Below are 13,346 nucleotides of genomic sequence, written 5' to 3'. Positions count from 1 at the left end.
TTGCTATGAATAGAGGCGATCTGTGAATTACAAATCCACAATTCGCCTCCGCATGTAGTTTATTTTGTTTTGGAGAGTGGCTCAACTCAATCTCTTTCAGCCACTGTCAATTCTCTGCAATCAATCACTAAACCGGCAGAATGGATAAAATCAAAGCCAAGGATGCCGTCAATCTCCATGCCGTAGTTCATTTCTCCGATCTCTACTTCAAAGCCTTCCAGAGTAACTTCCCCAATCCTTACAAAATCAAATAATTTGGAATAAACGACTTCTACTCCACCTACGCCCCTGATTCTGTTTAAAAAGTCACCCGGCTCAATCTTAACCCCAATGTTACCTACTACATCTGCGTTGAAAATCGTTCCTGCCGACCCTGTATCCAACAATACATTCCTTAAACGAAGATCTTCACCACGGTAACAAATGGTAACTTCGATAAAAGGTAGTCCGTACCTCACATGAATGTTCATCTAGGCCCGCGAACCCCCGCCCATTTCTCCCGAAGCTTTAGCTTTTTGCGAGATGTGTGAAAAAAACCGTACTCCCGGTAAGGCTGTGCCCGATGCAACTCATAGTAGCGTTTCATGGCGACACTTGAATCTTCAAATCGGTCAATGACAGCCACCTCATCGATAAGCCAGTATCCGTCCTCCGAACGGGACTTTATCGCCTCGCACACCACCCACTCGTCAGGAAATTGCTCACGAACCTCTTCCCATCGCATCTTGGCCACCTCCGGAGACTTGATTTGTATATACTCTCAGTATAGCATAATGCCTAGCCGAAGATAGATGCGGATAGATAGTATAAATGATGATTTGATTAATGGGTCGCGACCGAAGAGTGTGCTGAACTTAATCTATCTTTTGTATAAGAAAAGTCATACTCATTCAAATACTGCTTTAATCCGTTACCTACACCAGGCCGCGAAACGTGAACTAACTCATTTAATCCAGTATTGCTGCTAAAATGAAGTTGTGAATAAAGGACTATAGGGAGCTGCCTGTTGTTTTTAAACCTTCTATCCGGCCCTCCATTTTTATTTACATACCTCCAGGTATGATCCACAACCGTTGTATCTCCGGGTACCGCGCCTTCTTCAATAAATCGGGTTTCCGTGCATTCCACTCTAATACGACCGTAACTAACAGCACCAACTTGTCTTCTCTGTACAATTAAGATTTTGTCGGGAAAAAAATAGAGTTTCTGCTTCCCAACCGGGATACAAGGCACTTTAACGTTCGTTCTTATGTACTTGGGTATGGAGTAATTAATGGAAATACTACTTCTCGCAATGAGTGTAGAAGCTCCTGCATGATATTTCCTATCCGTAACATCCCCAGATGCCGATATATGCCACTTTCTATCTGCACTCATAATGTCATTGAACGAATCATAAAATGCTTGTATTTTTGATTCTGTTGCTTCATCAATATCATATATTATTGTGGTGGTTTTCCTGTATCTATCTAGCAAGATAGAGGCAACAATCGACAACAGACCTAAATACATATATGATGACGAGCTAAGCAGGGCCGCTATAGCTACTCCTAATGTCCACAGAGGAAACTTTTTATATTTCCGATTAATCTCACTTAGTATTTCCTGAGAACTGGAGTCAAAGATCTCTAGCGCATCCCTGCTTTCAATTTCATGCATGATAACATCGGAAGGCTGGTTGATAGTTCCGTTGCCGTATGAGGCAGGATTATCCCGTGTCCCCTCCCGACTTTTCCCTTTTCCGATCATGGTTTTGTAAGAAAGCCCATTTGTACCGATACGAATGTAGTTACCACGTGGCCCTGTCCCAATACGAAATCCTCTAATGCCCACCGAAGCCCCTATTCCCGACTTGGAAAAAGTCAATCTAACTCCACCAAACGACACTGATTTTCTTGAATAAAAGCTCATCTTAACCCTCCTCGTCACAAGCCTGCTTAAGGTATTTCTATCGAGAGTTAAAATTTCTAGTTAAGTAGCAACCCTTATTCCTTATTCGCTATATACTTCCACACCATCCGGTAGTTTCCTTCTCTCAAAATGACAGTCTATCCTATTTTATTACAAAATCTAGCAAATCGCGACTGTATTTTAACACTTACACGTGACGTAACGTCATGTTTTATAGTATAGTTACCGGTAAACAGATGCGCAGCCAAAAAGAGGTGATTATGAAGCCGCTTTGGAAGGTGGGAGAGCTTGCTAAGCTCACGGGGCTCACGATACGAACATTGAGGTTTTACGATCAGATCGGCCTGTTTTCTCCGTCGGCACATTCCGATTCGGGGCACAGGCTGTATAACGAAGCCGACCTGTCGAGATTGCAGCAAATTTTATCGTTAAAGGAGCTCGGCTTATCGCTGGAGGAGATTAAATCCATAGTAATCGGCGGACACTTCAGTCCGCTGGAAATCGTGTCGCTGCAAATTGCCCGTCTGAAAGAAACTATCCGGATACAGCAAAAGCTTCTGGCCGAACTGGAATATGTTTCGAATCAGATGCATTTAAAACAACCTGTGACCGTCGAAGATTTTACAGCATTATTAGAAATGATGAAGAAGAGCCGTGGAAAAATGATCCTCGAACGTCGGATGACTTGGGAGCATCACCTGGACCTGCTGGGCGACTTCCTCGACATAGATCCCGACGAATCGAATCAAGGGAGCTGAAAATCATGAACGAACGATCTGCCGTTCATAACACTTTCGTTGTCGAACGGGTGTATAAAGCCTCGCCGGCTAAGGTTTTTGCCTACTGGTCGGACTCCAGCCTGAAAGGGCAGTGGTTTTCGAAAGCGGATGAGTTTGACTTCCGTGTCGGCGGTGGAGAAAGCAGTCAAGGAGGGCCTCCCGGCGGACCGGTATTTACCTTCGATGCCCGGTACCACGACATTGTGCCGGACGAGCGCATCGTTTACACCTATACTTTGGATATGGATGATACGCGGATTTCCGTATCCGCAACGACCGTCGAGTTCAAGCCGGAGGGTGGAGGCACCAAGCTGATTTTCACCGAGCAAGGCGTCTTCCTGGACGGCCACGATACGCCGGATCTGCGCGAGCACGGTACCAAGGAGATGCTGGATAAGCTTGGTGTGCAGTTGGAGATCGGCTAGCCTACCTTAACATGCGAAGGAGGATCGGACATGACGGAAAACCGTGCGGCAAACAACGAAAGCAGTGCAGCGGAAGAATACGAATTGGTAACAACGCGGGTGATCAATGCATCCCCTGCTCTCGTTTACGAAGCCTGGACAAAGCCCGAGCATTTGGCACAGTGGTGGGGTCCGGACGGATTTACGAACACTTTTCACGTATTTGATTTACGGCCGGGAGGAATATGGGAGTTTGTGATGCACGGACCGAACGGAGTCAATTATCCCAACAAAAGCGAATTCGTCGAAATTGGGCCCGAACGAATCGTGCTGCGGCATCTTTGTGCCCCCTATTATCAGCTCACGGCAACCTTCGAGGATATTGGCGGCAAAACCAGACTGACTTGGCGCCAGCTTTTCGAAAACGCTGCCGTATTTAACGCCATTAAGAAAATCGCACTTCCAGCCAACGAGCAAAATCTTGACCGGCTCGAAGCGCAATTGCAGAAGATGTCCGTCTGAGAACCACCCTGGCACCTTTTCCACGAGATCGCGCCGGCCGAAAGGCCGGTTTTTTCATGTACAAATAAAGTACCGTGACGTCCCCCGCCAAAAGATACAGTTTTTTTGACTAAAGGGCATCACCAAAAATATATAAGCAGGTTCAAGTTATGCGTGATATTACCTTTTGCCAAATTGTCTTAATAACTCAACTTTCGCAGGGTAAAATCGGCTTTTTAGCTTGATGTGATGAACAAAAGATAAGCTCGGTTAGTAAACTTAACTCGTTAAAAACGGAGGTGCACCAAATGAACGCCCCAATGCCACAGGCTTTCTACCGATGGTCACTTGGGCATTACTCCTTTAAAAATCACCTGTCAACGGAATGCTCTTCCAGAATGTGAGTGATAGCCTCTAATGTATGCACTCCTTTGGCAATATCGACTATAAACTCTACTGCATATTTCCGTTCCATTCGCAGATGATATCCGTTCAACAGCAGGAATGATTTTGTGACCAGATAGGCTGTCCGCTTATTGCCATTATGAAAGCAATGATTTTTGACCAGGGATTCCAACAATGCAGCAGCCTTATCAAATAAGGATGGGTAAGCATCTTCTCCAAAAACACTTTGTTGGGGGCTATGTACCGCAGAGTCCAGCTGACCGTGGTCCTTTACTCCCGCTTGCTCCGCGTCATTCATCCTCTTCATCATGAAATAATGTGCTGTAATTATCTCTTCTTTCGTCAAAAACTTCGTCATATCATCTATCCCTAAGGTCTTCAAGAATACCTTCGTCTTCTTCAAATACATCAAAGAAAGCTTCTAAAACTTCAGGACGGACATTCTCAGGCAATTTACTTTGCCTTACTTTTTTTAGCACAACTTCACCATGATCATTCTCGATAAATTCAATTTCATCTCCTTGGGAAACCTCTAACCTTTCAGCAAGTCTTTTAGGCAAACTAACGCCCAAGCTGTTTCCCATTCTCCCTACCTTCCGGGTATAACGAGTCATTTTCCGCTTATCGTTTGGCATTTTGACCACACCATTCATTTTATATTCTCCGCTTCTATAGTATGATCAGCGTTCAAACAGTTATACCTTATAACAGTAATAACTTTTATAACATACTTACATTTTATCAAATCTTTCTGAGGACATAAAGCAGACATTCGCAGTTTAAATAGGGGATTTAGCGGGCTCCTTTGCATTGTAAAATGCCGCCTTTTTTGATTAAAGTAGCATTAATTGACCGTAACTATCGTTCTATGGAATCATATAGTTATTCATTATAGAAGAAAGCCTAGGTGGGGGAGGATTAATTTTATGGCTAGGGACTATTTAAACTTAAACGATGGGCAGCTTTATTATACCGTTTCGGGAAAGGGCGATTCTGTTGTTCTGATACACGGAAATTTCAACGATTCTCAAATCTGGAACGAGCAGGCTGCTGCTTTGTCCACATATTATAAAATCATTCGTTATGATTTACGGGGATACGGTCTTTCCAGCACGCCAAAATCTTCATTCTCCAATGTCGATGACTTGAAAGCACTTATTGATTCCTTAAAGCTGCATAAAGTTACTCTAATCGGCTCTTCCTTGGGTGGAGGCGTTGCTATAGACTTTACTCTCACGTACCCTGACCTAGTTCAAGCCCTTATTCTGGTCTCACCCTCCATAAACGGTCATCCTTATCCCAGGAATATGATGTGGCAAGGAATTAAAAATTATATCCTTGTTCGTCTGAAAGGACGCGAGAAGGCTATCGAATCCTTCATCACTAATGATTACTGGCAATATTTCTTTCCTTCTGAGAAAAAAGAAGAGGCTCTACGAAGAGTCCTCACCAATGTCAGGAACACTAACAACTTCTGTCGATTCTCCCCAAATCTCTCAGTTCCTGCTAAACCTTACGCCATCAGCCGATTACATGAGATTAACATCCCGACCCTTATCATCATTGCCGATCAAGACCATCCATTTAACATAAAGACGGCTGAAACCTTACACCAGAACATAAAGCAATCGTCTAAAATTATGATGGAGGACTGCGGACACCTCCCATTTATCGAGGAGCCCCATGAATTCAATCATTCGGTCCTTGAATTTCTGTTAAATAGAAGCACTGACAGATAAAATGTAATCATTTCGGCGTTTTAAAGACGATCTTCCACGCAGCTTGGACACTCGTCTGGAAACCGTAAACCTTCACTCGTGTAATATTCAGGATTCGTCTCATCAAATACAAATGGCCCGCCGCATGACTGACACGCCAATATTATCGGGTCGCGTGAGCGAATAATTAGTGATTGGGCCCGTTCCTTCAATAACTGGTTCCATTCCACATCATCCATATCATCGCTCTGTTTCAGTGCTTGGATCACATTACGAATTTCAGCCTGAACTTTTTTAAAATCGATGCGTTCCCACAAAGTTAAAAACGGAATATACTTCTTATTTCTGGAGCATAAAATTTTGTACAAAAACAAGAACATCATGCCCCGATTTCGTTCTTTCAAGTACTCCATGTTGAGTGGAGCTACGCTATTCTCCAGCCAGTAATCCCACTCCTGCAGGAACTCCTCAGCCCTTCTTTCCCTTTCGATCGCCCATCCACGCGAAGTAAATACAATTGTAGAATACTTGCCATAGACCTCCGTTGCCAGAAAGCCTGTCCGAATCATATGATCCACTTTATCCATGATCTGTTCTAATGTAAGGTCCTTATAGTAACCATACGAAGGATTTCGATCTAATCCAAGTTCCAGCAGCTTTCGTTCCTTTGAACCTTTCAAAATTTTTGAGAGAAGCGTCCTTCCGCCTTCGCCAATGATGTCATCGGCCGCTCGCAGAATAGCCCGCAGTTCAGGATCCGGCAATGGTTTCATTTGATTTTTCATTTGTTTTTTCATTGGTTTTCAGGTTCTTCCTTTCCTTCCCGTTTAATTTGTCAAAACTTCGTTACTGATTTGTCTGCCTCGGCGTGATACCGCAAAAACTCTTCAAGGTCAAAAGGCACCTCCTCTTCCGGCCTTGCGATAAACCAGATCTCATCCGTTTGGGGGTGCGGTGACTTCCATGTTCGGGGAGGGAGAGTAGCATCAAGGCTGTCCTGATCGGCAAACCTCTCCATTTCTTCCCATGTAATACCATACGGAAACCCCCATCCCGTATACCCGGCAATATATGCAAATGTCTCGTCAGACCACGGATCTTCGCCTCCTTGTCGCTCTTGCCGGCGTTGCAGCCTCTTTTCCTTGCGGGCTTGTTTTGCTCTTGTAGAAGCCTTCTCACTTTCTTTAGCCTTCCGAACGGCATCATCGGTTAGCGGCACTCCCAGTATACGGAGCTCTGCAATGGCCGTTCCTGCGTCAACGCCAAAATATTTGCGATAAGCACGGATGTGGCAAGTCCCGTTATAAGACTTGAGCCAACTTGCTGCAGCTGACTGCAGCCGGCTGTTTCTGTTCATTCTTTTGACTCGCGGTGTACTTGCGCTTTTCTTTCTCTTCTTCCCCAACGAATCCCCTCCCACAAAATTGCGGTCACTACCATTTAACCGCCTTTATTAATCCACTTTCTTCATCATAACTCTTCCAGAATAGAGGGAGTTACCCCACTAACCCATTATCTAATGTGCATTTTTCATTATTTTTGATCGCTGTTATCTATAATTCTGTATTTATAATCATTTTTGGGTTAAACTTTCCCTACTTCCAATATCAACAAGGCTATTTAAATCCATTCATCTAACCCTTATGTCAAATGAAGTGCGTAGAAGTAATCGTTCACCTGGGGAGTACAGAAAGATTCAAAATTTTATTGGCAAACTCATCGATGCTATTTACCAAAGGCCTATCTTTACTGTCCACACTATCTCCTCTGCAGCGGAAGTCTCAGAAGCAAACATGCAGGAGATATTTATCCATCTTAGAGTCGAACAGAATTATTTTTTCCGATGGAAAACAACGTTATAAAACATACTATTATTATAATTTACTTGATAAATTAAGGTAAACACACCTCCTCTGGAGACAGATCCGAACGTAAAAAGCGACCTGGCACGGTCGCTTTTCTGTTTGTATTGGTGGAGGCGAGATTAGATTCCGATTTCCCTCATTTTCATCGTGACTTTCTCGACCCGGCCATCCATGCCCGTCCCATCAAACTTCGGAAGCTGCAATTCGCTGACGATGGCTCCGTCACGCATGAACATAATACGTTCCGTCCTGGCCGCAACCTTGGCGTCGTGGGTTACAAGCATTACCGCCGTACCCTCCGCATTGATTTCGGTAAAGAGGTCCATAATCCCCTGCGCGGAGCTGGAGTTGAGCGCACCCGTAGGCTCGTCGCCGAATATAATTTTCGGGCTGTTCATAAGCGCACGGCATATGCCCGCACGCTGAAGCTGGCCTCCGGATACCTGTGTAATGTCGCGATTTTCCAGCTCCGCAATACCTACCCTTCTCATAAGCGCTCTAGCTTTTTTCGTAATTGCTGCAGCGTTTTTTCTGCTGCCCCGCATGGATGGGAGAATGATGTTGTCGAGGATATTCAGAGTTTTCAGCATCGTCGGCTGTTGGAAAACAAATCCCATTTCGGTTCGGCGCAAATCCGCAAGCTCATTCTCCCCCATCTCCGATAAATCCCTGCCGTCAACAACGACTTTCCCGCCATCAATCCCGTCCGTCCCGCTCAGCGCAAACATCAGCGTCGATTTTCCCGAACCCGAGGGTCCCATCACCGCCACGAACTCGCCCTCGTTTATATAGGCGGACACCCCGTCGAGAACATTGCGCTTCTCATCACCCTCGCCGAAAGTTTTGACGATACGATCTCCGATAATGATCTTCTTCATAGGCCTACTCCTTTATATTTTCGGAAATTTTAATTTGTCCCGCACCGAACGTGCCGATGATTGTTGCGATCAGTACCGAGCCTATCATCATCACCGGACTAAACAGATAGGAAGCAAGCGGATTGATCGTAAAATGAAACGTCGATGCTCCAAAGGAGGAGATCACCGCGCCCGCAAGCTTCTCTCCGAGAGTGTTGGCCAGAAGGGTCCCGAGGAAAATTCCGACAACCAGAACGAATACCGATCGCGAAATGTACTGCGCCTGAATATCCGAGCTGGTCAAACCGAACGCTTTCATGACGGCAATGGAATATCTGTCTTTGGCGACAAGCATTTTCATAAACAACAGGGTTACCAACACCGCTATAACCAAAGCAACAACCATGGCTGAATTGGAGGCCTTTGCGACAGAGCTTATTGTAGAGCCGAAGGTCTGCGCAATATATTCATCAATGTCCGAAACCTTCGCATAACCAAATCGACCCGCATATTCCGAAACCTTACTCGCGATTAGAGACGGATCTGAAAGCTCCGCACTGATCACGTACCACATAATGTCCGCCGAAGGAGCGGTGAGAACAGCCTTGGCCGTCTTCCCTCCGTTGGTAATGTCGGAATAAATTCCGCTTACCGTGAGATCTTTTTCCTTCCCCTCCATCAGCAGTGTAATCCCATCGCCGACCTTTATGTTCAGCTCATCAGCGTTCAAGGTGGACAGAGCAATTTCATCTTCATTGGCAGGCGCCCTGCCCTCGGAATATTCTACAGGGAAAATGGAATGGTCGCCGAGCTCAATTTTCAACCTTTCCTCCGAGCCATCCGCCGTCTTGACTTTGAATGTTTTGGTTGTCAGCACAGCATACTTCGAAATGGCGCTGTCGCTTTTCATAGTCTCGATGATTTCAGCCGCTTTTTCCGAAATTTGGTCGGTCTGCTGAAGGTCAATGCGTATATCGCTGCTGCCGATCCCCATATATTTGATGAAGCTTTTGGAGGAAATCGTGTTGTGCAAGTTCTGCGGAACTATAATGAGAAATGTTGAAATCACAAGCACCGCAAGCATGGTGGCGTAAAGCTTCTTCCGGGCGAGAACATCCTTGACCCCGAGAAAAATATTAAGGGGAAGCAGCCGGTTTCCACTCAGGCTAAAACGCTTTGTGCCCGCGGCTTTTTCCTGTGAAGTGCCAAACCGGATAGCTTCGGCGGCCGATATTTTCCGAAAGCGTCTCAGCACTCCATTTACATAGGCAATGATGGCAAGGAATACAAGCAAAATGCCGATGATTCCGAAAAACATGGCAAAAGATGAATTTTCGCTCTCCCCCATATAAAGCCGGATATTTTCAAGAAGCGTGCCCTGGAACACAAAAGAAAGGGCAAAACCTAGCATGCAGCCTATCGCCGCCATCGCCGCGTACTTCGCCACATAAATCTTCTTAATTTCGGAGATGCGCATCCCTATAGCCTTCATAACGCCAATTTCGCGGTAATCGTCTTCGATTTTCGCCAGGAGCGTAAAGCGTATGCACATCAAGGCAATGGCAACGACAAGCACGCTGACCAAAAGAATGACCCCTATCATCATCCCGTCGGAAATGGCATTGATCATTTTGAACAGCGGATAGGTCACCGTGGGGCCGTTCGCGTCAAGTCCTGCGGCAGCATAAGCCGTTTCGAAGTCTTTGAGCTTCGACAAATCCTTTAATCTGAATTCGATCAGATACTCTATATTTCCGGCATTTTTTAGCTCCTCGAAGTCATTGGTGCTGATCAGAAACCTTTTGGAAGAGGCGAGCGCGGAATTCATCTGCGAATCCCGAAGAAAACCGGCAACCGTAAATTCCTTCCCGCTTATTACGGCCTTGTCGCCGACCTTGGTGATGTTGTCCTTAAAGTAGCTAATAGGAACATAAAGCTCCCCGTCGGATACGTCGATAACATTACCGTCAAGATCAAGGAGATAATCGAACTTCTCGCTCTGGATGCTGAATCCGTTGTCCTGAACGCTATTCGCAAGCGTACGGTCGCCAAATCGAATTTGCGAACCGTCTATATTAAGAAATTCAAGCACCTGAAATTCATCCACATCGGGATGTTGCTCCGCGAAAGCATGAAGCCGATCAGTATCGATTTCCCCCGAGTGCATCTGCAGAAAATGCGGCGTTTTCGCCGTTATCATGAGTTCATTTAGCGCTCCTGAAAGATTTACGAACAGGATGGCCGCAAGCGAAACTAGCATAGCTGCAGCAGCAACAAATATTGTAGTGGTCAAGGTGATCAGCTTGCTCTTGGATAGATCATTACGGATTATTCTGTAATACATAAGTCACCTCTGGATTCAAGCTTTTGGACCGACTTTAAGTTATACAGAATTATGGAGGTCACACATAACAGCATTCCAGCGATGATAATGAGGAAGCCCGTTCCTCTGCCGGTGCCCGTGCCGATGATCCTTCCGACACTGTCCGCAAGCACGCCACCTTCCACTAATAAAGGAGTGAACACATAATCCGCCAGCACTCCCGACAGCGCATAAGCGGCAACGAATCCAAGCTGAGAGATGATTCCGATAAGTGACCAGGCTCTCCCCTGAACGGAATTATCAATATTGGTGCGAACCAGGAAATCCAGGCTAACATTGGCCAAAGGCATCATCGCAAAGAAGAGAAATCCGGAAACACCGATCAAAATCAGATTTTCGCGAAATCCAAATACCGCCATAAACAACCCTTCACAAAATAGCGCAGCAGAAAGAATTTTCACATAACCCTTTTTTATTGGGAGAAATCCAATGACCACACTCGACACAAGCATTCCCGAAGCGACGATCGTTTCAATCGTTCCAATGACGGTACTGTCTGTAAAAGCCAGCAGCATGGGGATGGAAAGTGTCTCAATAAATCCGAGGAAAAAGGTCAGCGCTGATGTGATGATCACAAGAACAAGCACGCCTCTGTTTTTAGAAACGGCATGCCAACCCTCTCTGAAATCATGGATAAACGATTTAGCCTGTTCGTATGTCTTGGAAGCCAGGCCGCTGCGTACAGCCAACGTCGTTGCAACGGTGACAAAAAAAGTGCAAATATCGATGATAAGCAGCAGTTTTACATCCGAAACGGCGAGCAAAAATCCCGCGATGATAGGAGAAATCAGAAATTTGGCCGAGCCCGCCAATTGGACAAGACCGCTTGCCTTCGTATACTGCTCCTCGCTAAGTAAATCCGTAACCGTCGCTTTATATGCGGGATCGAGCAGCGATGAGAACACGGAGCTAATGGTCACTCCCACACAAATTTGCCATAGCTGCGCTTCTCCGCCGAGCATACAAATTAGGATGAAAACAAGTCCTATGGCGGAAAGACTGTCGCCTAACACCATCAAAAGCCTGCGGTCATAGCGGTCAGCCAGCACTCCCGCAAAGGAGCTTAAGAGAAGCGACGGCATAAACGCAAGCAGGGTAACAAGCGCCATGGCCGAAGCCTTGCCCGTCTGCTGGAAAACGTAAATTCCCAGCCCAAACGCCGTAAGCCCGTTGCCTATGGCAGAAACAAACTGACCCGACCACAATAGAAGAAATTTACGGAAGGATTTTCCGGAGTTACTCATTCCCTGCTCCATCGCCTGTACCAAACATCTTCATAGCGTCCATCAAGCTTCCGCTTTCGGCACCGAGCAGCCTTTCTACATTGCAAATAAATGCCAGCATTCGTGACAAACGCTCCTCGTCCGTCGGGGTAACCAGATCATCATCAAAAACGGTATTCGCATAGATCACAACCATTTCCATGCACTCATACGGAAACGGCGTGCTGAACATTCCCTGCTCAATTCCCTCGTGGATAATGCCCGTCAGGATCGGCGGAACGCCATGAATGATGACCTTTTGGATTTTCTGATGCATAAGCGCGTTCTGCGGCTTGTGAATGTGCTCCATAATTTCCTGGCTGCTTCCGCCGTTTAGGTTCATAGCCCTAACCACGCGAATAATACGCTCGACGACGGGAATGCTCTGGTCTTCGGCAATTTCCCGAGCCGCACCCAATAGACGGACACTATACCGCTCAATCAGCGCATCCATAATATCTTCCTTCGACTTGAAGTGATAATACAGCGTTCCCCGCGCAATGCCGACCTTCTCGAGAATATCGTTGGTACTCGTGCGGTCAAAGCCCTTCTGACCAAATAGCTCATCCGCCGCATCAAGAATTTCGTTCCTTCGCTCATCAGCTTCTTTTACCACTCTCATTAGTAGACCCCCAATTTGTAGACCGACTGCCTGTCGGTTAAATGGTAACATATTATTTGGTGGTGTCAAGGGGGGGAATCACGTTAAAAATAAGGCTTGTAAATAAAGTGAGGGGATGAAGTAATGTTTTCTAGAGCTCATGCGGTTGTTTTGGGGGAGGCATCGGAAGGCGGGTCTACTCTTACACTTACTAACGAGAGCCTATTCGATGACGATGAGCATCCCCCTCAAATACTATACTGACCGCCTAAAGAAGATAGGTTAGGCCTAATACATGAAAAAAGCAAAGATGAGACCTATCTAGTATGCAGGCTTGAAATTAAGAGCTACTATCATCCTTAACTGCAATATTTATATTATTGCTTCGGATTAAGGTATATTCTTGTATTCCCATAAAAGTACTAAGGGATTTATCTTTAACATTTAAAGTTAAAAAGCCTATAATAGAAAACAAATCATGAATTCTGCGAAATAAAAGGATGGAAATATAATGGCTACCCACTGACTAAAGAAGCACGTAGTAAACACATGAGCTTAATTTGATCAAAAAACAAATTGTAAGACAAGGTACCAATTATAATGGACTAAGAAAATTAGACAGCAAAAAAGGAGTTTCTTAGTTGTATGGCAACGATGAGG

Annotated in this window: 15 protein-coding genes; 4 read left to right on the top strand and 11 right to left on the bottom strand. The window is 45.5% G+C overall.

The window, feature by feature from the left end; all coding sequences use genetic code 11:
- Positions 1–86: 86 nt before the first annotated feature.
- From ACFQ03_RS13750 to ACFQ03_RS13740, 3 genes are all read right to left on the bottom strand, one after another.
- On the bottom strand, positions 87–470 hold the full coding sequence (locus tag ACFQ03_RS13750) for a retropepsin-like aspartic protease (RefSeq protein WP_144940078.1): 384 nt from the start codon (positions 468–470) through the stop codon (positions 87–89).
- A complete protein-coding gene (locus tag ACFQ03_RS13745) occupies positions 467–724 on the bottom strand; it encodes a hypothetical protein (RefSeq protein ID WP_144940076.1) in 258 nt (85 codons plus the stop codon). The genes ACFQ03_RS13750 and ACFQ03_RS13745 overlap by 4 nt, the downstream gene beginning before the upstream one ends.
- A gap of 98 nt (positions 725–822) precedes the next feature.
- The gene (locus ACFQ03_RS13740; protein ID WP_379288788.1) at positions 823–1,911 is read right to left on the bottom strand and encodes a DUF4236 domain-containing protein; all 1,089 of its coding nucleotides are present in this window, start codon (positions 1,909–1,911) and stop codon (positions 823–825) included.
- Positions 1,912–2,171: 260 nt separating this feature from the next.
- On the opposite strand from ACFQ03_RS13740, the gene ACFQ03_RS13735 reads away from it, so the two are divergent.
- Genes ACFQ03_RS13735 through ACFQ03_RS13725 form a run of 3 tightly spaced genes read left to right on the top strand, consistent with a single transcriptional unit; the run spans position 2,172 to position 3,616 of the window.
- On the top strand, positions 2,172–2,669 hold the full coding sequence (locus ACFQ03_RS13735) for a MerR family transcriptional regulator (protein WP_379288786.1): 498 nt from the start codon (positions 2,172–2,174) through the stop codon (positions 2,667–2,669).
- A gap of 5 nt (positions 2,670–2,674) precedes the next feature.
- Positions 2,675–3,115: an SRPBCC family protein gene (locus tag ACFQ03_RS13730; RefSeq protein WP_379288784.1), complete on the top strand. Its 441-nt coding sequence runs from the start codon at positions 2,675–2,677 to the stop codon at positions 3,113–3,115.
- Positions 3,116–3,145: 30 nt separating this feature from the next.
- Positions 3,146–3,616, top strand: coding sequence for an SRPBCC family protein (locus tag ACFQ03_RS13725; RefSeq protein ID WP_144940066.1), 471 nt, complete (start codon positions 3,146–3,148; stop codon positions 3,614–3,616).
- A 349-nt stretch (positions 3,617–3,965) separates the two neighbouring features.
- Here ACFQ03_RS13725 and ACFQ03_RS13720 read toward each other — a convergent pair whose 3' ends face one another.
- On the bottom strand, positions 3,966–4,358 hold the full coding sequence (locus tag ACFQ03_RS13720; protein WP_144940065.1) for a type II toxin-antitoxin system death-on-curing family toxin: 393 nt from the start codon (positions 4,356–4,358) through the stop codon (positions 3,966–3,968).
- Position 4,359: 1 nt separating this feature from the next.
- Positions 4,360–4,653 (bottom strand): AbrB/MazE/SpoVT family DNA-binding domain-containing protein, encoded by a 294-nt coding sequence (locus ACFQ03_RS13715; protein ID WP_379288781.1) that lies wholly within the window; start codon positions 4,651–4,653, stop codon positions 4,360–4,362.
- A 273-nt stretch (positions 4,654–4,926) separates the two neighbouring features.
- Here ACFQ03_RS13715 and ACFQ03_RS13710 point away from each other — a divergent pair, with 273 nt between their 5' ends.
- Positions 4,927–5,739 (top strand): alpha/beta fold hydrolase, encoded by an 813-nt coding sequence (locus tag ACFQ03_RS13710; RefSeq protein WP_222126724.1) that lies wholly within the window; start codon positions 4,927–4,929, stop codon positions 5,737–5,739.
- A gap of 20 nt (positions 5,740–5,759) precedes the next feature.
- On the opposite strand, the gene ACFQ03_RS13705 is transcribed toward ACFQ03_RS13710, so the two are convergent.
- From ACFQ03_RS13705 to ACFQ03_RS13680, 6 genes are all read right to left on the bottom strand, one after another.
- Complete coding sequence (locus tag ACFQ03_RS13705) at positions 5,760–6,515, bottom strand: RQC domain-containing protein (protein WP_144940061.1); 756 nt, start codon at positions 6,513–6,515, stop codon at positions 5,760–5,762.
- Between the two features lie 38 nt (positions 6,516–6,553).
- Positions 6,554–7,123 (bottom strand): hypothetical protein, encoded by a 570-nt coding sequence (locus tag ACFQ03_RS13700; RefSeq protein ID WP_379288778.1) that lies wholly within the window; start codon positions 7,121–7,123, stop codon positions 6,554–6,556.
- A gap of 579 nt (positions 7,124–7,702) precedes the next feature.
- Positions 7,703–8,461: an ABC transporter ATP-binding protein gene (locus ACFQ03_RS13695; protein WP_379288776.1), complete on the bottom strand. Its 759-nt coding sequence runs from the start codon at positions 8,459–8,461 to the stop codon at positions 7,703–7,705.
- Between the two features lie 4 nt (positions 8,462–8,465).
- Positions 8,466–10,784 (bottom strand): ABC transporter permease, encoded by a 2,319-nt coding sequence (locus ACFQ03_RS13690; protein ID WP_379288774.1) that lies wholly within the window; start codon positions 10,782–10,784, stop codon positions 8,466–8,468.
- On the bottom strand, positions 10,769–12,067 hold the full coding sequence (locus ACFQ03_RS13685) for an MFS transporter (RefSeq protein WP_379288772.1): 1,299 nt from the start codon (positions 12,065–12,067) through the stop codon (positions 10,769–10,771). The genes ACFQ03_RS13690 and ACFQ03_RS13685 overlap by 16 nt, the downstream gene beginning before the upstream one ends.
- Positions 12,060–12,707: a TetR/AcrR family transcriptional regulator gene (locus tag ACFQ03_RS13680; RefSeq protein ID WP_379288770.1), complete on the bottom strand. Its 648-nt coding sequence runs from the start codon at positions 12,705–12,707 to the stop codon at positions 12,060–12,062. The genes ACFQ03_RS13685 and ACFQ03_RS13680 overlap by 8 nt, the downstream gene beginning before the upstream one ends.
- Positions 12,708–13,346 lie beyond the last annotated feature (639 nt).

Origin of the sequence: Paenibacillus residui, from assembly GCF_042677205.1 — a bacterium.
Taxonomy (GTDB): Bacteria; Bacillota; Bacilli; order Paenibacillales; family NBRC-103111; genus Paenibacillus_L; species Paenibacillus_L residui.
The sequence above is the reverse complement of the archived record's forward strand: the minus strand, read 5'-3'. Positions and strand labels throughout refer to the sequence as shown.

Coding starts and splice junctions, on each gene's coding strand:
- ACFQ03_RS13750 (WP_144940078.1), bottom strand. CDS start 470: ATGAACATTCATGTGAGGTACGGACTACCTTTTATCGAAGTTACCATT.
- ACFQ03_RS13745 (WP_144940076.1), bottom strand. CDS start 724: ATGCGATGGGAAGAGGTTCGTGAGCAATTTCCTGACGAGTGGGTGGTG.
- ACFQ03_RS13740 (WP_379288788.1), bottom strand. CDS start 1,911: ATGAGCTTTTATTCAAGAAAATCAGTGTCGTTTGGTGGAGTTAGATTG.
- ACFQ03_RS13735 (WP_379288786.1), top strand. CDS start 2,172: ATGAAGCCGCTTTGGAAGGTGGGAGAGCTTGCTAAGCTCACGGGGCTC.
- ACFQ03_RS13730 (WP_379288784.1), top strand. CDS start 2,675: ATGAACGAACGATCTGCCGTTCATAACACTTTCGTTGTCGAACGGGTG.
- ACFQ03_RS13725 (WP_144940066.1), top strand. CDS start 3,146: ATGACGGAAAACCGTGCGGCAAACAACGAAAGCAGTGCAGCGGAAGAA.
- ACFQ03_RS13720 (WP_144940065.1), bottom strand. CDS start 4,358: ATGACGAAGTTTTTGACGAAAGAAGAGATAATTACAGCACATTATTTC.
- ACFQ03_RS13715 (WP_379288781.1), bottom strand. CDS start 4,653: ATGAATGGTGTGGTCAAAATGCCAAACGATAAGCGGAAAATGACTCGT.
- ACFQ03_RS13710 (WP_222126724.1), top strand. CDS start 4,927: ATGGCTAGGGACTATTTAAACTTAAACGATGGGCAGCTTTATTATACC.
- ACFQ03_RS13705 (WP_144940061.1), bottom strand. CDS start 6,515: ATGAAAAAACAAATGAAAAATCAAATGAAACCATTGCCGGATCCTGAA.
- ACFQ03_RS13695 (WP_379288776.1), bottom strand. CDS start 8,461: ATGAAGAAGATCATTATCGGAGATCGTATCGTCAAAACTTTCGGCGAG.
- ACFQ03_RS13690 (WP_379288774.1), bottom strand. CDS start 10,784: ATGTATTACAGAATAATCCGTAATGATCTATCCAAGAGCAAGCTGATC.
- ACFQ03_RS13685 (WP_379288772.1), bottom strand. CDS start 12,067: ATGAGTAACTCCGGAAAATCCTTCCGTAAATTTCTTCTATTGTGGTCG.
- ACFQ03_RS13680 (WP_379288770.1), bottom strand. CDS start 12,707: ATGAGAGTGGTAAAAGAAGCTGATGAGCGAAGGAACGAAATTCTTGAT.